Annotated in this window: 22 protein-coding genes; 13 read left to right on the top strand and 9 right to left on the bottom strand. The window is 73.5% G+C overall.

Going from position 1 to position 21425, the window contains the following annotated elements; translation table 11 throughout:
• The first annotated feature begins 8 nt into the window (after positions 1–8).
• The 3 genes from PKE99_RS08960 to PKE99_RS08970 all read left to right on the top strand — a co-directional run bounded on the left by PKE99_RS08960 (position 9) and on the right by PKE99_RS08970 (position 2822).
• Complete coding sequence (locus PKE99_RS08960) at positions 9–1331, top strand: MFS transporter (RefSeq protein WP_081923790.1); 1323 nt, start codon at positions 9–11, stop codon at positions 1329–1331.
• Complete coding sequence (locus PKE99_RS08965; protein WP_037041135.1) at positions 1328–2380, top strand: YeiH family protein; 1053 nt, start codon at positions 1328–1330, stop codon at positions 2378–2380. The genes PKE99_RS08960 and PKE99_RS08965 overlap by 4 nt, the downstream gene beginning before the upstream one ends.
• A gap of 124 nt (positions 2381–2504) precedes the next feature.
• On the top strand, positions 2505–2822 hold the full coding sequence (locus PKE99_RS08970; protein ID WP_156067177.1) for a hypothetical protein: 318 nt from the start codon (positions 2505–2507) through the stop codon (positions 2820–2822).
• Between the two features lie 50 nt (positions 2823–2872).
• Here PKE99_RS08970 and PKE99_RS08975 read toward each other — a convergent pair whose 3' ends face one another.
• The 3 genes from PKE99_RS08975 to PKE99_RS08985 form a co-directional block, all read right to left on the bottom strand.
• Positions 2873–3226 (bottom strand): nuclear transport factor 2 family protein, encoded by a 354-nt coding sequence (locus PKE99_RS08975; protein ID WP_037041140.1) that lies wholly within the window; start codon positions 3224–3226, stop codon positions 2873–2875.
• Between the two features lie 32 nt (positions 3227–3258).
• Positions 3259–4584, bottom strand: coding sequence for a chloride channel protein (locus PKE99_RS08980; protein ID WP_037041142.1), 1326 nt, complete (start codon positions 4582–4584; stop codon positions 3259–3261).
• Between the two features lie 240 nt (positions 4585–4824).
• Positions 4825–5370, bottom strand: coding sequence for a potassium channel family protein (locus PKE99_RS08985; protein ID WP_197040490.1), 546 nt, complete (start codon positions 5368–5370; stop codon positions 4825–4827).
• A gap of 285 nt (positions 5371–5655) precedes the next feature.
• Between PKE99_RS08985 and PKE99_RS38975 the strand changes: the two genes are divergently transcribed.
• Genes PKE99_RS38975 through PKE99_RS08995 form a run of 3 tightly spaced genes read left to right on the top strand, consistent with a single transcriptional unit; the run spans position 5656 to position 6801 of the window.
• Positions 5656–5931: a hypothetical protein gene (locus tag PKE99_RS38975; protein WP_344737628.1), complete on the top strand. Its 276-nt coding sequence runs from the start codon at positions 5656–5658 to the stop codon at positions 5929–5931.
• Positions 5924–6199, top strand: coding sequence for an SH3-like domain-containing protein (locus PKE99_RS38980; RefSeq protein ID WP_037041147.1), 276 nt, complete (start codon positions 5924–5926; stop codon positions 6197–6199). Before PKE99_RS38975 ends, PKE99_RS38980 begins: the two co-directional genes overlap by 8 nt.
• Positions 6196–6801 carry a nitrile hydratase subunit alpha gene (locus PKE99_RS08995; protein WP_037041148.1) on the top strand — a complete coding sequence of 202 codons (606 nt, stop codon included), beginning with the start codon at positions 6196–6198 and terminating at the stop codon, positions 6799–6801. The genes PKE99_RS38980 and PKE99_RS08995 overlap by 4 nt, the downstream gene beginning before the upstream one ends.
• A 222-nt stretch (positions 6802–7023) precedes the next feature.
• Here the strand turns inward: PKE99_RS08995 and PKE99_RS09000 are convergent, their stop codons facing one another.
• Both PKE99_RS09000 and PKE99_RS09005 read right to left on the bottom strand, forming a co-directional pair.
• Positions 7024–7833 carry a TIM barrel protein gene (locus PKE99_RS09000; RefSeq protein WP_231498048.1) on the bottom strand — a complete coding sequence of 270 codons (810 nt, stop codon included), beginning with the start codon at positions 7831–7833 and terminating at the stop codon, positions 7024–7026.
• A complete protein-coding gene (locus PKE99_RS09005) occupies positions 7830–8861 on the bottom strand; it encodes a Gfo/Idh/MocA family oxidoreductase (RefSeq protein ID WP_037041150.1) in 1032 nt (343 codons plus the stop codon). Before PKE99_RS09005 ends, PKE99_RS09000 begins: the two co-directional genes overlap by 4 nt.
• Before the next feature lie 133 nt (positions 8862–8994).
• Between PKE99_RS09005 and PKE99_RS09010 the strand changes: the two genes are divergently transcribed.
• A complete protein-coding gene (locus tag PKE99_RS09010; protein ID WP_051736829.1) occupies positions 8995–10056 on the top strand; it encodes a LacI family DNA-binding transcriptional regulator in 1062 nt (353 codons plus the stop codon).
• Here the strand turns inward: PKE99_RS09010 and PKE99_RS09015 are convergent, their stop codons facing one another.
• From PKE99_RS09015 to PKE99_RS09025, 3 genes are all read right to left on the bottom strand, one after another.
• Positions 10057–10551: an SRPBCC family protein gene (locus PKE99_RS09015; RefSeq protein ID WP_037041153.1), complete on the bottom strand. Its 495-nt coding sequence runs from the start codon at positions 10549–10551 to the stop codon at positions 10057–10059.
• A gap of 161 nt (positions 10552–10712) precedes the next feature.
• On the bottom strand, positions 10713–11018 hold the full coding sequence (locus tag PKE99_RS09020) for an antibiotic biosynthesis monooxygenase family protein (RefSeq protein ID WP_037041156.1): 306 nt from the start codon (positions 11016–11018) through the stop codon (positions 10713–10715).
• Between the two features lie 65 nt (positions 11019–11083).
• On the bottom strand, positions 11084–12049 hold the full coding sequence (locus PKE99_RS09025) for a LysR family transcriptional regulator (RefSeq protein WP_051736830.1): 966 nt from the start codon (positions 12047–12049) through the stop codon (positions 11084–11086).
• A gap of 101 nt (positions 12050–12150) precedes the next feature.
• Between PKE99_RS09025 and PKE99_RS09030 the strand changes: the two genes are divergently transcribed.
• Both PKE99_RS09030 and PKE99_RS09035 read left to right on the top strand, forming a co-directional pair.
• Entirely contained in the window at positions 12151–13908 is a 1758-nt protein-coding gene (locus tag PKE99_RS09030; protein ID WP_037041159.1) for an FAD-dependent oxidoreductase, read from the top strand.
• Between the two features lie 11 nt (positions 13909–13919).
• Positions 13920–15824 (top strand): maleylacetate reductase and hydroxyquinol 1,2-dioxygenase domain-containing protein, encoded by a 1905-nt coding sequence (locus PKE99_RS09035; RefSeq protein ID WP_037041161.1) that lies wholly within the window; start codon positions 13920–13922, stop codon positions 15822–15824.
• Between the two features lie 6 nt (positions 15825–15830).
• Here the strand turns inward: PKE99_RS09035 and PKE99_RS09040 are convergent, their stop codons facing one another.
• On the bottom strand, positions 15831–16286 hold the full coding sequence (locus PKE99_RS09040; RefSeq protein WP_037041164.1) for a MarR family winged helix-turn-helix transcriptional regulator: 456 nt from the start codon (positions 16284–16286) through the stop codon (positions 15831–15833).
• Positions 16287–16368: 82 nt separating this feature from the next.
• Here PKE99_RS09040 and PKE99_RS09045 point away from each other — a divergent pair, with 82 nt between their 5' ends.
• From PKE99_RS09045 to PKE99_RS09060, 4 genes are all read left to right on the top strand, one after another.
• The gene (locus tag PKE99_RS09045; protein ID WP_037041167.1) at positions 16369–17508 is read left to right on the top strand and encodes an LLM class flavin-dependent oxidoreductase; all 1140 of its coding nucleotides are present in this window, start codon (positions 16369–16371) and stop codon (positions 17506–17508) included.
• A gap of 2 nt (positions 17509–17510) precedes the next feature.
• A complete protein-coding gene (locus tag PKE99_RS09050) occupies positions 17511–18128 on the top strand; it encodes an FMN reductase (RefSeq protein ID WP_037041168.1) in 618 nt (205 codons plus the stop codon).
• Between the two features lie 115 nt (positions 18129–18243).
• Complete coding sequence (locus tag PKE99_RS09055; RefSeq protein ID WP_037041171.1) at positions 18244–18570, top strand: DUF1330 domain-containing protein; 327 nt, start codon at positions 18244–18246, stop codon at positions 18568–18570.
• 521 nt (positions 18571–19091) lie between these two features.
• Positions 19092–21104, top strand: coding sequence for an HNH endonuclease signature motif containing protein (locus PKE99_RS09060; RefSeq protein WP_037041174.1), 2013 nt, complete (start codon positions 19092–19094; stop codon positions 21102–21104).
• Positions 21105–21425 lie beyond the last annotated feature (321 nt).

Consider the following 21425-nt stretch of genomic DNA (forward strand, 5'->3'; position numbering starts at 1 on the left):
GGAGCGTCATGGCAGCGCTGGTCACCGAGGGCAGGAACGACGGCATCGCCGTCGACCCGGCCCCCCGTCCCTGGGCCCGCCGGGCCTTCCCGTGGATCGTCTTCGCCCTCACGTTCGGGCTCCTGCTGTCGGACTACATGTCCCGGCAGGTCCTGTCCGCGGTCTTCCCGATGCTCAAGATGCAGTGGTCGCTGACCGACACCCAGCTCGGGGCGCTCACCAGCGTCGTCGCGCTGACGGTGGGCGTTCTCGCCGTCCCGCTGTCGCTGCTCGGCGACCGGTGGGGCCGGGTCCGCTCGATCGTCCTCATGGGCACGATCTGGAGCCTGGCCACGGCCGGCTCGGCCCTGGCGGCCGGCTACGGCCAGCTGATGCTGTCCCGCCTGCTCATCGGGGTGGGGGAGGCCGCCTACGGCAGCGTCGGGCTGGCCGTCGTCCTCGCCGTGTTCCCCTTCTACCGCCGCGCCTCCCTGACCGGCGCGTTCATGGCCGGTGGCTCGTTCGGCGCCGTGATCGGAACCGCCCTGGGCGGCGCCATCGCCGTCACCTTCGGCTGGCGCTGGTCGTTCGGCGTCATGGCGATCATCGGGCTGGTCCTGGTCGCCCTCTTCCGGGTGTTCGTCAGCAACGCCACGCTCGACCGGCACAAGGTCACCGACGGGGCCGAGGGCGAGCCGGTCGCGGGGGTCGGCGAGAAGGCGCGCCTGCGCACGCTGTTCGGCACGCCGTCGGTCGTCGCCGCCTACATCGGCAGCGGTCTGCAGCTGTTCATCGCCGGCTCGCTGTTCGCGTGGCTGCCCAGCTACCTCAACCGCGCCTACCAGCTGCCCGCCGACGAGGCGGCCGGCGTCGCGGCGATCGCCATCCTGCTCATGGGTGCCGGCATGATCGTCTGCGGCATGGTCACCGACCGGCTGAGCCGGCGCCTGGCCCTCCGCAAGTGGACGACGGCGATCGTGTACAGCCTCGTGTCCCTGGTCTTCCTCGGGGTCGGGTTCGCCGTCGCGCCGGGTGGCGCGCAGCTCCTGCTGCTGGCGGTCGGCGTCTTCTTCGCCGCCGGCACCTCGGGCCCGGCCGGCGCGATGGTCTCCAACCTGACCTGCGAGTCGATCCGGGCGACGGCGCTCGGCACGCTCACGCTGGCCAACAACCTGCTCGGCCTCGCCGCCGGGCCGCTGATCACCGGCATCCTGGCCGACGAGCTCGGTCTGCTCGGCGCGATGAAGGTCGTTCCGATGGTCGGGGTCGGCGCGCTGATCGCGCTGGTCATCGGGCGCAGGTGCTACCCGGCCAGCCTCGCCCGGGTCAACCGTGAGCGGGTGGCCGCGTGACCCGGCCGACCGCCCTCGTCCCCGCCGGACCGCACGCTGCGGATGCGGCGGCACCGGCCGGGGAGAGCCGGCCGACGCTCTGGGTGGGGCTGCTCGTCGCGGCCCTCGGTCTGGGTGGGGCGATGCTCGCGCACAGCCTGGTGCCGGCGGTCGGTGTCCTCACCTGGGCGGTCGCGCTGGGAATGGTCGCCGGGAACACGGGCGTCCTCCCGGCGGCGGCGCGCCAGGCGCTGAGCGGCCTCACCCGGCGGCTGCTGCGGATCGGGATCGTGCTGCTCGGTTTCAGCGTCTCCTTCGGCGCGATCGCCGCGCTGGGGCCGGGCACCATCGCTCTCGTCGCCGTCACCCTCGTGACCACGCTGGTGGTCACCACCTGGCTGGGCAACCGGGCCCGCCTCGGCCGGGCCCGCAGCCTGCTGCTGGGCACCGGCTTCGCGATCTGCGGTGCCTCGGCCATCGCGGCCATGGAGGACACCGCCGGCGGCGACGACGAGGACGTCGCCGTCGGGATCGCGATGGTCACGCTCTTCGGCACGCTGGCGATGGTGCTGCTGCCGCTGCTGCGGCACCCGCTCGGCCTCAGCGACCAGCAGTTCGGCGTCTGGGCCGGCGCGAGCATCCAGGAGGTCGGCCAGGTCGTCGCGGCGGCCGGGGCAGGGGGCGCCGCCGTCGTGGCCGTCGCCGTCGTCGTCAAGCTGACGCGGGTGCTGCTCCTGGCCCCCGTCGTCGCCGCGGTGAGCGTCCGGCGCCGGATGACCGATCCCGCCCGGAGGTCGACGGGCACGCGCCCGCCGATCGTCCCGCTGTTCGTGCTCGGGTTCGTCGCCTGCGTCGCCGTGCGCAGCACCGGGGTCGTGCCCACGACCGCGCTCGACGTCCTCGCCCAGGTGCAGGTCGCCGCACTCGGCGCGGCGCTGTTCGGCATGGGTGCGGGCGTGCAGATCCCCGCACTCTTCCGTCGCGGCGGCGCCGCCGTCGTGGTGGCGACGCTCTCGACGCTCGTGGTGGCCGGCGTCTCGCTGGCCGGGGTCGTGCTGCTCGGTCCCTGAGCCCGGGTCGCACCGCGGCGAGCTTCTCGGTCTCCGCGCGGGTGGACACCCGTCAGGGCCGGGTAGCCCGGCCGGGAGAGCTACATCTCGGAGTGAGGGGATCCTCATGGGCGAGGACCGACACGTGGATCTAGGAGCCGTCGACCTGTACGGGCTCATCGAACAGCTCCTTGTCAGCGGGCCCGCTGCGGGCGCCCCGCGCGCGGGCACGGGAGCGGCCCGTCGCGACGATGCGCTGGCGGCGGTGGCGGAACTGACCCGCATGCTCGAGGTGCCGGCCGAGGCGTCGGACGTCGACCTCGACCAGGCGCGCGCGAGGGTGACGCTCCTGCTGGTCATCCGCGACTTCGTCGAACCCACGGGCGAGGGCGCCGACGAGCACGTGCGGCGCTACCTCGACGAGGTGCTGGGTCGGATGCGCCGCGAGCGGGGCACCGGCTAGATGGTCCAGCAACGGAGATCAGTGACGCGGACGGCGCCGTCAGGGGACGGTCACCCCTTCACGTAGGAGAGGATCTCGGCGACCTTCCCGTCGCGGACGCGCACGACGTCGACCCCTCGGACATGCCCGCCGTCGAAGCGGCAGGTCCAGCGCACCGTCGCACGATCACCACAGGCGAACATCTCCTCACCGTCGAAGACCGGGGAGGAGCCGAGGAAGGCCGCCATCGCCAGCCGCACCGCCGCCTGCCCCTCGTGGCGTCGGCCGTCAGGGGCCGGTGCGAAGGACTCCCAGACGCAGTCGTCGGTCATGGCCGCCATGAAGGCGTCGATGTCGCCGCGATCGAATGCGGCATCGAGTCGCCTGACGGCCTCGATCGTCGCGCGCGTCGCCTCGTCGTCCATGCCGTCCCCCGAGGTTCTTGCCGGCGGTGAGGTCATTCCCCCTGTACCGCGCCCGTGGCCGGCTTCGGCGGCTCCGCTGGTCTCGCTGTGGCGGCGCGGGCACGCTTGCGGCTGACCAGGAGGAACTTGACGCTCTCCATGGTGAGGAAGGCGGTGACGACGGCGATGAGCACGGGTGCGGTCTGGAGGGCTCCCACCTGGGTCAGGAACGCGGCCATCAGGACCATGGCGAACGGAGCGGCCACCAGCGCCCCCGGAACAGCGGCCAGCAGACAGCTGAACGCCAGCCCCAGGGGCACGGCGGGTATCACCTCGTGGACGAGGATCCCGGCCGCTCCACCGATGAACAGCGACGGGAAGATGGGGCCGCCCACGAAGCCACTGCCTTGGCTGACGGCGAAGGTGAGCATCTTCGCGACGAGCGTGGCGACGAGGACGCCCAGCCCGAGGGTCCCCGCGCCACCGAGCATCGTCTTGAGCTGGTCGGCGCCGCTGAACATGGTCAGCGGCAGGGCCACGCCGACGACCCCGAAGATCACCCCGCCCAGCACGGACTTGGCGACGGCCGGGACCTTCAGCAGGCCGAACAGCCGCGACGCCCCCTGGATGAAGCCGACCAGCAGTGTCACGAGCACGGCCGCGAACAGGCCGAGGGGGATCGCGGCGACCAGGTGCCAGTCCTCGAACCCGTACCGGGGCACCCTGTAGTCGCCCAGGAACACCGCGCCGGCGATGGCGAAGTAGACGCCGAACGAGACGCTGGACGCCACGATCTGAGCGGCGAGGGCCTTCGTGAACCGCTGCCCGCCCGGACGGGCGATCTCCATGATCAGCATCACCACGATCACGGTGCTGGAGAACAGTCCGCCGTAGGCGCCTGCGAAGCCGGCCAGGGTGTTCACCTGGCCGTCCGATGTCGTGAGCCCTCGTCGCCGGGCGAGCCAGCTGCCCGCCCCGCCACCCATCGACCCCAGAGCCTTCTCCGGGCCGAGACTGGCTCCGCCGATCAGCGACACCGCGGAGACGGCCGCGATCCCCGGCACCAGCCTCGGGTCGACGTGCTCGGTCTGCAGGTCCTCGAACAGGCCGGGGGTCCGCCAGGGCAGCCGGGTCAGGCGACGCACCAGGCCGACCGCGACGCCCGCCGCAGCGGCGACCGCCACCCACCACCAGTGCCCGCCGAACCATCCCGGCCGGGCATCGTCGTACCACGTGCCCCCGAACGTGATCACTCCGACGAATATCAGGGCGGCGAACGCGCCGAACACCCCGAGGACCACCGCGTGCCCGATCAGGACCCAGAACTCCCGCTTCTGGACGACCGGTGGAGCGACGGCCGGCTCCGGCGCCGCGGTCACGACGTGGACCTCGGCGAAGCTGGGCCTGAGCGAGGGCGTCGGTGACCCCCAGGTGACCGGAGTTCGGGACACCACCCACTCATGCTTGACCAGCTTCCTGACGCCGGGGTCCTACCGGTCACGCCCGCAACCCACCCATCACCTACACGGTGGGCCGCTCTCGGGCCGGTGCATCTCGCCCGTCCCGGGTGACAGTCCGCGTGCGGTGCGATCGCCGGGGCCGCGGAGGAGCCTGCGGCGTCAGCGGCTCCGGCCTGTCCGACCGCGCTCGACCGCCCCGGCGATGACCTTGACGGCGAGGCCGAGCACCACCAGGTCGGCGACCATCTGGACGGTCACCAGCACACGGGCCGCTTGGCTGTGGGCGGTGATGTCGCCGAATCCGACGGTGCTGAACACGGTGACCGTGAAGTACAGGCCGTCGGTGTGGGTCAGCGGCTCGCCGAAGCTGTCGGCGTACAGCCCGGCCAGGACGACGTAGGTCGACGCGAAGAGCAGCAGGAAGAACGGCACGCTCGTGGCCAGCGCCTCCACGGCACGCAGCCTGGGGAACGGTGACTCGACGATCCAGTGGACCTGAACGGCGACCAGGGCGGTGAATCCCACCAGCCCGACCAGGAGCATGGTCAGCGCCGCCGGGAACGAGCAGTTGTCCAGGGGCAACACGTAGTACAGCGTCAGCAGCGCGGCGACCGAGGCGACGACCCGGAAGATCGTCCGGGCGATCAGGCCCACCGAGGGTCGGGCCTCCGCCTGCCCCGGGGCTGCCGTGCCGTCGGGAATCATCACGATGCCCGTCGCAGTGTTCTCGCCCGCATACCGCGTCTCCCCGCGGAGCCCGAATTCGCGATCAGCTCGTCCGTGCGACACGACCTCGTGGCGCCCGGCCCCGTGGGCGATCGTCGCCGGGCACCACGAGCCCGGTCAGGGCCGAAAGCCACCGGAGCCGGGTGGCCTTCGTTCCGTACGGGGTACTCGTCGTGGCGATCGACCCGGGGACGTGGCCGAGCGCGAGCTCTCTCGACATCGACCGTGTCGGAGGTCGTGAGGTAGGAAGGGCTCGTGAGCCGCATGAACGACGTCGGCGGGATGAGCGGGTTCGCACCCATCGTCGAGGAGCCCGACGAGCCGCGCTTCCACGCCGACTGGGAGGCGCACGTGTTCGCGCTCAACGCCGCCCTGGTCCGGCGCGGGGTCTACAACCTCGACGAGTTCCGCGACGCGCAGGAGCGGCTGCCGGTGCGGGAGTACCTGGCCGCCTCCTACTACGAGCGGTGGTTCGCCGCGATCCGCATGCTCCTGGCGGAGAAGGGCGTCGCGACCGCCGAGGAGCTCACGCATGGCTGACCGGTTCGCGCCGGGCGACCGGGTGCGCACCCGGTCGGTCGACGTCGCGGGCCACACCCGGCTGCCGGGCTACGCCCGCGGGGCGGTCGGCACCGTGGTGGAACTCGCGGGCCGGCACCCGCTGGCCGACGAGCGGGCCCGCGGCCGGGACGCGGAGCCGCACGCCGTGTACCACGTGCGCTTCGCGGCGGCGGACCTGTTCGGCGCCGGCGACCACAGCGTCGTCGTGGAGCTGTGGGAGGACTACCTGGTGGAGGAGCGGGCATGAGCGGGGAACACGCGAGCTCGACGATCTCGGCCGAGGTCCGGCACGTCGAGTCGCTGCTGGAGGCAAGAGGTCTGCTGGAGCCGGGGGAGATCGACACCCGCATCGACGAGTTCCTCGCCGGGGGGAGCCCGGCCAACGGAGCGCGGATCGTGGCGCGCGCGTGGACCGATCCGGGGTTCGCGGAGCGCCTGCTGGCCGACGCCAACGCCGCCATCCGCGAGGTGGGCCTCTCCATGGCGGGCGGGATCCAGGAGCAGCGGCTGAAGGTGGTGGCCAACGGGGTGGGCGCGGACGGGACGGAGGAGCACCACGTCGTGGTCTGCACGCTCTGCTCCTGCTACCCGATCGCGCTGCTCGGGCCCTCGCCCAGCTGGTACAAGAGCGAGGCCTACCGCTCCCGGGTGGTGCGCGACCCGCGCGGCGTGCTGCGCGAGTTCGGCCTGGTGCTGCCGGACTCGGTGGCGATCTCGGTGTGGGACGCGAGCGCGGAGTCCCGCTACATGGTCCTGCCCCGCAGGCCGGACGGCACCGACGGCCTCTCCGAGGAGCAGCTCGCCGGGCTCGTCACGCGGAAGGGTCTGATCGGCACCGCCGCGGTCTGAGCTCCGGTCCCGGCTCTGCGGCGGGGGCGCACCGCTCGCGAACGTTTCGGTGACGGTCATCAATACGATCGGAATCGTGATCCTGCTCGTTCTCGCTTTCGAATGGAGGAGGGCGCAGGCTCCCGGAACGTCCGTCCCGGGTACTCCTGGCGCTCCGGCGGCCCAGAAGGGCACCGGACATTCTCCGTAGGGAGAGCGGCCGTGGCGGTGACCGTCGACCGGTCAGCGCGGGATCGTGAAGGCGGTGCGGAAGCGGTCGAGGGCCAGGTCCGAGTCGCCGGAGGCCCAGCCCTCGAGGCCGACCACGCCGGTGTAGCCCAGTCGGTCCAGCGCGGCGGCGACGGCGGGGTAGTGGATCTCGCCGGTTCCGGGTTCGCAGCGGCCGGGTACGTCGGCGACCTGGATCTCCCCGACGAGCGGGAGGGCCCGTTCGACGAGCCGGACGAGGTTCCCCTCGCCGATCTGGGCGTGGTACAGGTCCAGGTTGAGCCGCAGGTGGGGACTGTCGACCGCCTCGACCAGGGCGATGGTGTCCGCGGCCCGGGCGAAGGGGACGCCGGGGTGGTCGACGGCGGTGTTGAGGTTCTCCAGCGTGAACACCCGCCCGGCCCGTTCGCCCAGCTCGGCGAGCCGCGTCAGGGTCTTTGCGGTGGTCAGCCACATCGTCGGGGTGACGATCTCGGACGGGATCACGGGCAGGCCGTCGCCGTCCAGTCCGGTGCCGTGCAGGTTGAGCCGGGGGCAGTCGAGCTGCTCGGCGACCTTCAGCGACTCCTCGGCGGTGCGCAGCAGCTCCTCGGCCCCGTCCGGGTCGGCCAGGGTGCCGGTGACGTAGCCGGTCATCGAGGAGAACGTCGCCCCCGTCGCGGCCAGGGCGTCGACGTCCTTGCGGGTCCAGTCCCAGATCTCGACCTCGTAGCCGAGCCCGGAGAGCCGCTCGACGCGCTCGAGGAAGGGCAGGTCGACGAACACCATCTCCGCGGAGACGGCGAGCCGGTAGGTGCTGCCGGTGTCGATCACAGCGTGGATCACCGGGCCACCTCGGCGATCGTCACGGGGCGGTTCTCACGGACCGACCGCGCTGCCGCCTTCGCGATGGCCAGGGCCGCGCGAGCGTCCTCACCGCCGACCGGGGCCGGCCCACCGGTGCGCACGGCCTCGACGAACGCGGCCAGCTCGGCCACATAGGCGCCGGCGAGGAGTTCCTGGTCGCTGCGGGCGGTGTCGATCGCCCGCCCGGTGGCACCGGAGAAGACCATGCCGGTGGCCCGGCCGTCGCCCATGGTGGCCATGCCGCCGGAGCCGAAGACCTCGCCGCGGACGTCGTAGCCGTAGGCGGCCTGGAAGCAGGCCTCGGCGATCCCGGTCGCGCCGTTGTCGAACTTCACGGTGACCACGGCGGTGTCCAGCAGGCCGCGGTCCTTCCAGGCCGGCTCGACGAGGGCGTCCGCGGTCGCGTAGACCTCGACGGCCTCGGCGCCGGGGTTGAGGAACCGCAGGGTGTCGAAGTCGTGGATGAGGGTCTCGTTGAAGATCGTGTCGGCGGGGACCCACGACGGGTCGAAGCCGCCGGGGTCGCGGGTCACCGAGCGCAGCAGCCGCGGGGTGCCCAGCACGCCCCGGTCGAGCAGCGCCCGCGCGGCGGCCCAGTCCGGGGCGAAGCGGCGGTTGAACCCGACCTGCAGCACCACCGCGGCCGCGCGGACGGCGTCGATCGCCCGGTCCAGGTCGCCCAGCGACAGGGCGGCGGGCTTCTCGCAGAACACCGACTTCCCGGCCTGAGCCGCGGCGACGATCAGGTCGGTGTGGAAACGAGCCGGGGCGGCGATGACGACCGCCTCGACGGCCGGGTCGCCGAACGCCTGCGCCGGGTCGGTGTAGGCGGCGGGTGCGCCCCACCCCGCGGCGAGCTTCTCGGCCGTGCCGGGCGCGGGATCGGCCACGGCCACCAGCCGTGCGCCCGGAAGCCGCTGCGCGAGCGTCTCACCGTGATAGGCGCCCATCCGGCCCGACCCGATCAGGGCGACGCCGACCGGCGAACCACTGTCGACCTGGCTCATCTCACTCCTCCTCGAGCTGCATGCATCCACGCACGAGCTAGAACGTTATAGCGACGAGTATGCGGTCGGGGAAGCGCGGCAGTCAACGGCTTCGCGCTATAACGTTCTAGAACGATGGGGCTAGACTCGCGGCATGACGGAGGAGTTGCCGGTCCGCGGTCGACGTACGACGCTCGCCGACGTCGCGGCCCGCGCGGGGGTGTCCGTGCCGCTCGTCTCGATCGTCATGCGGGACGCACCGGGAGCGAGCGCGGCGACGCGCGAGCGGGTGCGGAAGGCCGCCGAGGAGCTGGGCTACCGCCCGGACAGCCGGGCGCGGATGCTGCGGCGCAGCCGGACCCGGCTGATCGGCGTCGTGTTCGGGGTGCAGCACCCGTTCCACGGCGACCTCGTCAGCGGCCTCTACACCGCCGCGGACGCCGCGGACTACGAACTCGCCCTCAGTGCCGTCACCCCGGGCCGGGACGAACGCCGCGCCGTCGCGAGCCTGCTGCAGGACCGCTGCGAGGCCCTGATCCTCCTCGGCCCCGCCCTGCCGACGTCCGAGCTGGCCGATCTCGCCGCCCGGATGCCGGTGATCGTGGTGGCCCGCCCGGTCCGCAACCGCGCGGTCGACGTCGTGCGCACCGACGACGCCGCCGGGCTCCACCTCGCCGTCGACCACCTCGTCGACCTCGGACACACCCGGATCGCGCACGTCGACGGTGGACGCGCCCCGGGCGCTGCCGAGCGACGACGGGGCTACCGCGAAGCCCTCGACCACCACGGGCTTGCCGACCAGGCCCTGATCGTGCCCGGGGGCCTCACGGAGGACGACGGGGCGGCCGCCGCTCGCGAGCTGATCGCCGCGCGCCCCACGGCAGTCACGGTGTTCAACGACCGCTGCGCCACGGGCGTCCTCGACGTCCTGCGGCGTGAGGGGGTGGCGGTCCCCGGCGACATGTCCGTGGTCGGGTTCGACGACAGCAGCCTGGCCCGCCTGTCCCACGTCGCGCTCACCACCGTCGCCCAGGACGCCGGGCGGATCACCGCCCTCGCGGTCGCCCGGGCCGTTGCCCGCCTCGACGGCGATGCCGCGGCGGACGAGCGCGAACAGGTCATCCCGCCCCACCTCGTCGTCCGCAGCACCACGGCGGCGCCGCGCGCCGACCTGGCTGCAGCTCCGGCCCGTCGGGTCCGGACCTCCTCCGCCTGATCACGTCGACGGCTCCGCGGACGTCCGCGCGGCGAGCTCGGCCAGGTGCTGCAGCGAGGTGGTCAGGTGCTCCGGGCCGAACGGCGGGAAGTGGAGGTACTCCCGGATGAACTGCGGCACTGCCGACCAGTCGTAGGTGAGCGTGACCTCGGTCTCGGACGGCCCGAGCGGCACCAGGTCGTAGCGCCAGGTCCAGCCGCCGAACTCGAGGTGGCCGTCGTCCTTCTCCTGTCCGGGCAGCCAGCCGATGGCGCGCGGCGGGTCGCAGACCCGGACCTCGTTGGCCATCTCGTAGTGGCCGTCCGGATGGTTGGGGTGGTACATGCCGATCCGGAAGACCTGCCCCACCTCCGTCAGCGGCGCCCGGTCGACGGCCTCCCGGACCCAGCCGGTGCCGTCGATCGCGGGATGGGTCGTCGGGTCCGCCAGCACCGCGAACACCCTCGCGACGGGCTCGGCGACAGTCAGGGTGGCGCTCACGTTCTCCTCGGCCACGGGGCACGCTCCTCGTCGTCTCGTCCCGGGCCTCCCGCGGCGCGGAGGGCCCACCCTGCAGACGGCGTGGCGGGGCGGAACTCATCGCCGTGCCAGGACGGCGGTCGACGGCACCGGCTCCTGGCCGGGCCGGTTCACCGATCCCTGACGGAGCGGAGCCGCTACTCCTCGCCGCGGGAGTCGACCACCACCTCGTGCCAGGTGATCCGGCTGTCGCCCTCCTGCAGCCCCTCCATCCGCGTGCGGGTCTCGGCGAACGCGTCGTCCTCGTGCCAGGCCTGCCAGTCCGCCCGGCTCTGCCAGGTCCCGACGACGACGCGCGTGTTCTGCCCGTCCAGCGGGATGAGCAGCTGCCCGCCCACCCAGCCCGACCGCCCGCGGGCGGCCGTGAGCCGGTCGCGCATCGCGGCGTCCCACTCGGGCTCGGAACCACGTTTCAGCGTGATCTCGGTGATGACCGTCATCATGTCGGCGACTCCCTCCCCGGAGATGCCCGTGGGTTCCCGGCGGGCCGGACCTCCATTCCCGCCCGTCACCAGTGCGCGGCGCCGAGGCCGTGCCGGGCGTGGGCGGGGCCGAGGACGTCGGGCTCCGGGGTGGACAGGGCGGTGCGGAGGAACCGCCGGAGGACGGGGGAGTCCTCGTCGGGCCGCCAGCACACCGCGGTCTCGACCACGGGGGTGTGCTGCCGCGGGGGTCGCGCGACCAGCCCGCCCCACACCATCGACGTGTACTGCGCGGGCAGGAGCGTGACGCCCGCCCCCGCCTCGACCAGCGCCATCGCCTGCACGATCGACCCGGCCTCGACCAGGCCGTGACCGCCGTCCGCCTCGGCGACCGCCCAGGCCGCCCGGACGTGCGCCGCGAACCCCTCGCCCGTCGCCTCGGCGACCACCACGCGTGCCCCGCGCACGAGCGACAGGTCGACCCGGTCGCCACCTGCCTCCGGATGCGTGTCGGGCAGCACCGCGACGAGCGGCTCGCGGGCCACGACCGCCACCTCCAGCCCCCGCGACCGGGCGCGCGGGTGCCGGGTCCGGCCCGGCTCACCGGGGGCGAGGTGGAGGAGCCCGGCGTGGGCGTCGCGCCGGTGGACCCGCTCGACGACGTCGGCGTCCGTGGCCTCGGTGACGGTCAGGTCGACGCCGCCGCCGAGCGCCGCCCCGCCGGCGAGGTGCGGCAGCAGCCGGGGTGACACCGTGTGCCCGACGACGACGCCGAACCGGCCGCGCGTGCCGAGCCCGACCGTCCGGACCTCCTCGGCCGCGGCGGACACGTCGGCGAGGACCCGGTGGGCGCGTTCGGCGAGCACCCGCCCGGCGGCGGTGAGGTCCACGCCGCGCCCGTGCCGGACCAGCAGCTCCACGCCGAGCTCGCGCTCCAGGGACCGCAACCGGACGGTCAGCGGGGGCTGTGTCATGTGCAGCCGGGCGGCGGCCCGGCTGATCGAGCCCTCCTCGGCGACGGCGACGACGCACTCCAACGCCCGCAGATCCATAGGCGCAGCGTATAGCTGCTCCCCGGACTCGGTATTGGACGTATGGCGGACCGCCTTCCCATACTCGGTCCGTCCCGGACGCACTTCAGAGACGAGGCGGCGTGAACGAGCAGACGGTCCTGACCACGGACGTACTGGTCATCGGCAGCGGACCGGCCGGGGCGTCGGCCGCGCTGTTCCTGGCCACCTACGGCGTCGACCACATCGTGATCACCAAGTACCGGTGGACGGCGAACACGCCGCGGGCCCACATCACCAACCAGCGGACCGTCGAGATCCTGCGCGACATGGGGATCGAGGACGACGTCCGGGCGCAGGGCACACCGTCCGCGCTGATGGGCGACACGGTCTTCTGCACCAGCCTGGCCGGAGACGAGATCGGCCGGGTGCGGACGTGGGGGACGCACCCGGCCCGGCGTGCCGACTACACGCTGGCCAGCCCGTCGGACAACTGCGACCTGCCCCAGACGCTGCTGGAGCCGATCCTCATCGGGCACGCGGCGGAGCGGGGCAGCCGGATCCGGTTCGACACCGAGTACCTCGGCCTCGAGCAGGACGCCGACGGCGTGACGGTCACGGTCCGGGACCGGCTCTCCGGCCACACCTACCCGATCCGGGCGAGGTACGTGATCGGCGCCGACGGCGGCCGCAGCCAGGTGGCGCGCGACGTCGGGCTGCCCTTCGAGGGGCAGATGGACATCGCCGGCAGTATGAACATCGTCTTCCACGCCGACCTGTCGCGGTACGTGGAGCACCGGCCGAGGGTCCTGTACTGGGTGCTGCAGCCGGGCTCGAACATCGGCGGCATCGGCATGGGTCTGGTCCGCATGGTCCGGCCGTGGGACGAGTGGCTGATCGTGTGGGGCTACGACATCGACCGGGCACCGCCGGAGGTCGACGACGCGATGGCCACGAAGATCGTCCACGACCTCGTCGGCGACGACACGATCCCGGTGACCATCCGCTCCACCTCGTTGTGGGGCAACAACAAGATGTACGCCACGCGCTACCGGGCCGGTCGGGTGTTCTGCGCCGGCGACGCCGTGCACCGGCACCCGCCGTCGAACGGGCTGGGCTCCAACACCTCCGTCCAGGACTCCTACAACCTCGCGTGGAAGCTGGCGGCGGTGCTGTCGGGGAAGGCCGGCGAGGAGCTGCTCGACAGCTACGACGCCGAGCGCGCCCCGGTCGGGAAGCAGATCGTGCTGCGCGCCAACAAGTCCATCGAGCAGTTCGGGCCGATCTTCGACGCGCTGGGGTTCACCGACTCCGACGACCCCGCGCAGCAGATCGCGAGCATGCGGGCCCGCGCCGCGGACACCCCGGAGGCCGCGGAGCAGCGGATCGCGCTCCGGAAGGCCCTCGAGCTCAAGGACTACGAGTTCAACGCGCACGGGGTGGAGCTCGGGCAGCGCTACCGCTCGGGCGCGGTGGTCGGCGACGGCACCCCGGAGCCGGAGTACGAGCGCGACCCGGAGCTGTACTACCACCCCACCACCTGGCCCGGCGCCCGCCTGCCGCACTGCTGGCTCGGCCGCGGCGGGCACAAGGTCAGCACCCACGACGTCACCGGCAAGGGCCGCTTCACCGTGCTCACCGGCATCTCGGGGCAGGCGTGGGTCGACGCCGCGGAGGCCGCGGCCCGGTCGTTGGGCATCGAGGTCGACGCGCACGTGATCGGCCCGGGCCGGGAGTACACCGACGTCTACGACGACTGGGCGCGCCTGCGCGAGGTGTCCGAGTCCGGCTGCGTGCTCGTCCGGCCGGACGCGCACGTCGGCTGGCGGGCCCACGAGCTGCCCGCCGACCCGGAGCGGGAGCTCACCGCCACGCTGGCCGCGCTGCTGGCGCGGGCCTGAGGGGAAACGTCATGCCGGACTTCACCTACACCGCCCACCCGGCCCGGATCGTCTTCGGGTCCGGCACGCTCGAGCGGGTCGCCGACGAGGTGGGCCGCCTCGGCCGCTCGCGCGCCCTGGTCCTGGCCGGTGAGCACCTGCACGACGTCGCCGACCGCGTCGAGAAGATCCTCGGTCCGCTCGCGGCCGGCCGGTTCGACGGCGCTGCGATGCACACCCCGGTCGAGGTCACCGAGCAGGCGCTCGCGGTGCTGCGCGAGACCGGCGCGGACTGCGTGGTGGCGGTCGGCGGCGGCTCGACGACCGGGCTGGCCAAGGCGCTCGCCGTCCGGACCGGGGTGGACCAGGTCGTGCTGCCCACGACCTACGCCGGCTCCGAGGTCACGCCGGTCCTGGGCGAGACCGCGGAGGGGGTCAAGACCACCCGCACCGATCCGGCGATCCTGCCCGAGACGGTGATCTACGACGTCGAGCTGTCGGCCGGGCTGCCCCGCCCGCTCGCGGTGACCAGCGCGGTCAACGCGCTCGCCCACGCCGTCGAGGCGCTCTATGCGCCCGACGCCAACCCGGTCGTCGACGGCATGGCGCTCGACGCCGTCCGTCACCTCGCCCGGGGGCTCCGCGGCCTCGACACCGACCCGGACGCCCGCGCCGACCTGCTGCGCGGCGCCTGGCTGGCCGGGACCTGCCTCGGCGCCGTCGGGATGGGCCTGCACCACAAGCTCTGCCACACCCTCGGCGGCAGCTTCGGGCTCCCGCACGCGCCGACGCACACCGTGGTGCTGCCGCACGCCATGGCCTACAACGCCGCGGCCGCACCCGAGGCCATGCGCCGGGTCGCCGAAGCGCTGGGCGCGGCCGATGCTCCCACCGCGGTGTTCGACCTGATCGTCGACGCGGGCGGGCCGACGTCGTTGCGCGAGCTGGGGCTCGCCGAGGCGGACCTCGAGCGGGCGGTCGAGCTCGCCGTCGCCAAGCCCTATCCGAACCCGGCCCCGCTGACCCGGGACGGGCTCGCCGGGCTGCTGCGCCGGGCGTGGGCGGGGGAGCGGCCGCCCGGCCCCACGATGATCGACGGCCTGACCGCGCAGGTCGTGGCCACGTTCGCGGGCACCGAGGACCCGCGGCTGCGCGCGCTGCTCACCGACCTGGTGCCGCGCCTGCACGCCTTCGCCGTGGCCAACGACCTCACCCAGGCCGAGTGGCAGCAGGGCATCGACTTCCTCACCCGCACGGGACAGGCCTGCACCGACACCCGGCAGGAGTTCGTGCTGCTCTCCGACACGCTCGGGCTGTCCAGCGTGGTCGACGTGCTGGACAACTCGCGCACGCCGGACACCACGCCGTCGGCCGTCCTCGGGCCCTTCTACGTGGAGGGGCCGCCCGAGCTGCCGCAGGGCGCGGACGTCTCCGCCGGCCTGCCGGGCACCCCGCTGTACGTGGACGTGACGGTCACGGACACGGAGGACCGGCCGGTGCCCGACGCCGTCGTCGACGTCTGGCAGTCGAACGAGGACGGGTTCTACGACGTCCAGCTGCCGGACCTGGACGGGCCGGTGCTGCGCGGGCGGCTGCGCACCGACGCGGAGGGCCGCCTGCGATTCCGGTCGATCCTGCCCTCGGAGTACCCCATCCCCGACGACGGCCCGGTCGGCGCGATGCTGCGGGCCGCCGGCCGGCACCCCTACCGGGCGCCGCACCTGCACTTCATGATCGACGCGCCGGGGCACCGGAGGCTGATCACGCAGCTCTTCGTGCGGGGCGGGAAGTACCTCGACTCCGATGCGGTGTTCGGCGTGAAGGAGGACCTGATCGTCGACTTCGAACCCCGCACCAGCCCGACGCCCGACGGTGCCGCCGTGGAGGGGGAGTGGCGGGAGCTCTGCTACACCTTCCGGATCGCGGGGACGGCCTGACCGGGCTCAGCCCGCAGCGCGGATCCGGGTGAGCACGGTCTCCGCGATGCCGGCGAGCGCGTCGACCTGGTCGGCGTCGAGCCCGTCGAACACGAGCTCCCGCACGGCCTCCACGTGCGCGGGGGCGGCGCCCTCGATCGCGCGCCGCCCCTCGGCGGTGAGGACGACGAAGGCGCCGCGGGCGTCGTCGGCGCACTCCCGCCGCGCGACCAGACCCCGCTTCTGCATGCGGGACAGGTGGTGGGAGAGCCGGCTCTTCTCCCAGCGCAGCGCCTCCGCCAGCTCCAGCACCCGAACCTGCTCGCCGTCCCGGTCGGTCAGCGCGACGAGCACGTCGAAGTCGGCGTACGACAGCCCGGAGTCCGCCTGCAGCCGCCGGTGGAGCAGGGCCTGCAGCTGGGTCTGCATGGCGAGGTAGCCGCGCCACGCGCGCTGCTCCCGCTCGTCGAGCCATCGGGTCATGGGGGCCACGGTACCGGAATAGTTGACACGTCACCGGAGTTCGGAGAAGGTAGATGACACATCAACCAACGAGGTGAGGGTCATGCAGTTCGGAGTGTTCTCCGTCAGCGACGTCACGACCGACCCGACGACCGGGCGCACGCCGTCCGAGGCGGAGCGGATCAAGGACGTCGTCACGATCGCGAAGAAGGCCGAGGAGGTGGGCCTTGACGTCTTCGCCCTGGGCGAGCACCACAACCCGCCCTTCTTCTCCTCGTCGCCGACCACGACCCTCGGCTACATCGCGGGGCGGACCGAGCGGCTGCAGCTCTCGACGGCCACCACGCTGATCACCACGAACGACCCGGTGAAGATCGCCGAGGACTTCGCGATGCTGCAGCACCTGGCCGGCGGGCGCGTCGACCTCATGATGGGCCGCGGCAACACCGGCCCCGTCTACCCGTGGTTCGGCAAGGACATCCGGGACGGGATCCCGCTGGCCGTCGAGAACTACGCCCTGCTGCGCAAGCTGTGGGACTCCGACGTGGTCGACTGGGAGGGCCGGTTCCGCACCCCGCTGCGCGGCTTCACCTCGACCCCGCGCCCGCTCGACGGCGTCGCGCCGTTCGTGTGGCACGGCTCGATCCGCAGCCCGGAGATCGCGGAGCAGGCCGCCTACTACGGCGACGGCTTCTTCCACAACCACATCTTCTGGCCGGCCGAGCACACGAAGCGGATGGTCGAGTTCTACCGCCGCCGCTTCGAGCACTACGGCCACGGCGCCGCCGACCAGGCGATCGTCGGGCTCGGCGGGCAGGTGTTCATGCGGAGGAACAGCCAGGACGCGGTGGACGAGTTCCGGCCGTACTTCGACAACGCCCCGGTCTACGGGCACGGGCCGTCGCTGGAGGACTTCAGCCGGGAGACCCCGCTGACCGTGGGCAGCCCGCAGCAGGTCATCGAGCGGACCCTCGGGTTCCGCGACTACGTCGGCGACTACCAGCGCCAGCTGTTCCTCGTCGACCACGCGGGCCTGCCGCTGAAGACCGTGCTCGAGCAGCTCGACATCCTCGGTGAGGAGGTCGTGCCGGTGCTGCGCAGGGAGTTCGCCGCGCTCAAGCCCGCGCACGTGCCCGACGCCCCGACCCACGAGTCCCTCGTCGCCGCGCGCGGCGCGAAGGACTCGACCGTGTACGCCCCGGCGGACGACGTCACCGGGCAGGCCCGGGAGGAGGCGGCCTGATCATGGAACAGCGGAGGATCGCCGTGGTGAGTGCGGGACTCTCCGTCCCGTCGTCCACCCGGCTGCTGGCCGACCGGCTGACCTCGGCGACCGTGGCGGCCCTGCGCCGCCGCGGTGTCGAGGCCGAGGTGGAGGTCATCGAGCTGCGCGAGCACGCCCGGGACCTCGCCGACAACCTGGTCACCGGGTTCGCGAACGCCGAGCTGCGGCCCGCGCTGGACGCGGTGACCCGGGCGGACGGGATCATCGCCGTCACGCCGGTCTTCTCGGCGTCGTACAGCGGGCTGTTCAAGACGTTCTTCGACGTCGTCGACTCCGGCGCCCTGACCGGCACGCCCGTGCTGATGGGCGCGACGGCGGGCACGGCCCGGCACTCGCTGGCCCTGGAGCACGCGATGCGGCCGCTGTTCGCCTACCTGCGCACCGTCGTCACGCCGACCGCCGTGTTCGCGGCGTCCGAGGACTGGGGCGGCGCGGGGGAGGCGAGCCACGGCCTGGCCTCGCGGATCGAGCGCGCCGCCGAGGAGCTGGCCGAGCTGGTCGCCGCGCGCCCGGCGGCGCGGACGGCCGACCCGTTCGCCGACGCCCCGTCGTTCGAGGCGCTGCTGCGCGGCGTCTGACCCCGCCGTGGCGGCCCCGTCCCTGGTCGGACGGGGCCTCCGGCGTTCTCGGGGGATGTGCGCGCCGACCCGGCGGTGGGAGCATCGTCGGCCTCCGTGCACAAGGGGGTGTGCCATGACCGGCGACGCCGAACCGGTCCCGGGCCGCTACTACGTCCTCGTCGACGTCGAGATCCGGGAGCCCGAGCGGTACCGGACGTACATGGAGAAGGTGCGACCGGCGCTCGAGGCGGCGGGTGGCCGCTACCTCGTCCGCGGCGGCGCCCACACGGTCTACGAGGGCGGATGGACGCCGGCCCGGCTGGTGCTCCTGGAGTTCCCGTCGCGGGAGGCGTGGGAGACCTTCTACGAGGGCCCCGAGTACGCCGGGATCCGCACCGTGCGGGAGGAGACCAGCACCGCCCGGATGGTCGGGGTGGAGGGGTTGGGGCCGGGGATGTGAGGGGCTCGCGCGGATGGCTGGTGCTGGCGATGCAGTGTCGGGTCCTGACCATGCACCGGCGAGGCCTTTACTCTCCGGAGCGAGTTGGTGCGACTGACGGCGTCGGCGCCCCGTCACCGGTTCGCTCGCGCTCCTCGCCGGGAGCTCGGCGGAGGCGCTCCCGCAGCCCGGGGCAGAGTCCGGGTAGGCGGTAGCCGCCTGCTCGGCGGCCTCCGGGTCGGCGAGCTCGGCGTTGGCGGCGAGGGGGCCGTACCGCTCCGGCAGGCGACCAGCGAGAAGAACAGGTCGGCCGCCGGGCAGCTGCGGGCCACCAGCAACGCCGCTCTGCTGAACACCGCCGCGCCCCGCGCGCTGGAGGTGCGCGGAGGTGGGTGAATCGGCATCGGCGGCTCGCTGGTGACGCGGCGCCTGAGCTGATCGTGTCCGTGCGTGCGGGCGGCCGTGATCTGTCGACGGATGTTGTTTGTAGGCATGTCGGAGGAGCGACCGAAATTGTCGGTGCTCGAATGTATGTTCGATCCGTGCAGTCGACCGGGTGTCTTCCGGCCGGGCTGGCGGACCTCCCGCCCGGCCCGGAACTCGCGGCGGCGCTTGACCGGATCGACCTGGCCGCGGTACCCGCCCGGGACCGGCTCACCGTGTTGGAGGCCTGGCACCGCCAGGACAGCCATACCCGGGCGCGGTTCGTGCGAGCGATGGTCGCGGTCGGCTACGCCGACCCGGACCGCCCGGACTCAGCGGCGGAGTTGCCGGATCCGTATCTGGACTGGGCCGATGAGATCCGGGCCGCGTTGGCGTGGACGCGCCGGGCCGCGGACGGGCACGCCGACGACGCGGTGGCGCTGGTGGTGGAGTTGCCGGCGGTGTGGGCGGCGCTGGAGCGCGGGCAGATCGACCCGCCGAAGGCGGCGGTGTTCCTGCGGCACCTGGTCGGGTTGCCGGCGGCGCAGATCGCGCACCTGTGCGCGCTGGTGTTGCCGCGGGCCCGGCGGTGGACGACCAGTGAGATCTCGCGCCGGCTCCGCCGGTTGATCATGGAGATCGATCCGGCGCACTACGAGCGGCTGTTCCGCCGGGCGCACGCGCGGCGGGGGGTGGCGGCGTGCGTGACCGAGGACGGCACCGCGACGATCACCGCGCACGGGCTGGCCCCGGAGGACGCCGACGCCGCAGTGGCTCGGATCGACCGGCTGGCCCATCAGGTCCGCCGGGCCGGGCACCCGGGCCGGCTGGACCAGATCCGGGTGGATCTGTTCGTCGGGTTCCTCGACGGCCGGCTGCACACCCTGACCGACGCGCAGATCATCACCGCCCTGCTCCACGACGCCGCCGGGACCGACGCTCCCGGACAGGGCCAGCGGCGCTCGCCCCGCGCGCGGGCGCGGCAGGCCGGCACGGCCCGTTGCACCCCGACCCGCGCACCCGCAGCCCAGCCGCCGACCGAGCCCGCAGGCACCGGCGTCAGCCGCAGCGAGGCGCAGCCCGCGAAGGCGGGCGCAGGGTCGGCGGGGTCGGGGGCAGGGCCGGCAGAGTCGGGCGTGGAGTCGGGGGACACCGTCGATCTGATGAGTGCTGCCGAAGCCGCCGCGCGGGCCGAGGGGGAGAGGGCCGAGCCGCAGCCGGTCAAGGGAGAACGGGTCAAGGCTGCTGCGGTGGGGTCGCCGATGCGGGCGCGGCGGGGGGTGCATCTGCAGATCGCGCTGTCCACCCTGCTCGGGCTCGACGACCGGCCCGCGACCCTGCCCGCGCTCGGGCCGATCCCGGCCTCTCGGGCCCGCCTGCTGGTCGCCGCCCAGCATCGGGCGCCGTGGCGGTATGCGCTCACCGGCCCGGACGGGCGGCTGCTCCGGGCCGGGGCGCTGCGCACTCGACCCGCCCTCGCCGACCTCGACCGGACCGCGCGGGCGGCGACCGACCCGGGTGCGCCCGGGCTGGTCGACCTGCTCGTCGACGCCGAGCTGCTGGGCCGGCTCGCCGCCCCGGCCAGCGACCTGCCCGGCTCCTGGCGCCCGGTGCTCACCGAGATCCTGGCCGCCCGCGGCCGCGCCCTCGACGATGATCCGGGTGCGCGGTTCCCGCACACCGGGTTGCGCCGGCATGTGGAGTTCCGCGACCGGCACTGCACCTTCGTCGGCTGCCTCACCCCGGCCCGGACGGCCGATCTGGACCACACCCGCGACCACTGCCGCGGCGGCCCGACCACCGCCGCGGACCTGGGCCCGGCCTGCCGCCACGATCACGGCCTCAAACACCGCGGCTGGACCCTGACCCAACCCGAACCCGGGATCTTCGTCTGGCGCAGCCCGCTGGGCCGGGTCTACCGCACCCGCGCCGAACCCCTGCTCCCGCCGCTGCCCCCGCCGCTGCCCGTCCCACCCGAAGACGACCACTGCTGCGCCGACGACGAGGCCGACCAGAGCGAGGACCGCCCCGACCCACCCCTGATCGTCTGGCGCCCGCCGACACCGCCAGAGGAGCCTCGCCCGCCACCCCCGCCGCCAGCCACCGACCTCGACGAACCGCCGCCGTTCTGACCGGTCGGGCGGAGCGTTGCGCTTCCCGGCGCCGCTCCGCCTCGATCAGCTCCCGGCGCCTCGGCGGTCTGGCGGCGCGCACTCGAATCCCGTCCTCTCGGGGTCAGGCTGACCGGGCGTGGCGGCCGGCGGCGGATCATCCCTCGTCGGGCCCGCTGGCGCCGCCGAACCGGCTGTTGGTCGTTTGGCGGCCGCCGACGCCACCACGCAACCCTCTGCCTTCACATCTCCCGGTCAACGAGCCGGCGCCGTTCTGGACGGTGGAGCGGGTTCGCGTTGGCCGTGCCGCACCGCCTCGAGCAATTCCTGAAAGGTTTTGGC

The sequence above is a fragment of the Pseudonocardia halophobica genome, assembly GCF_027922425.1.
Taxonomy (GTDB): domain Bacteria; phylum Actinomycetota; class Actinomycetes; order Mycobacteriales; family Pseudonocardiaceae; genus Pseudonocardia; species Pseudonocardia halophobica.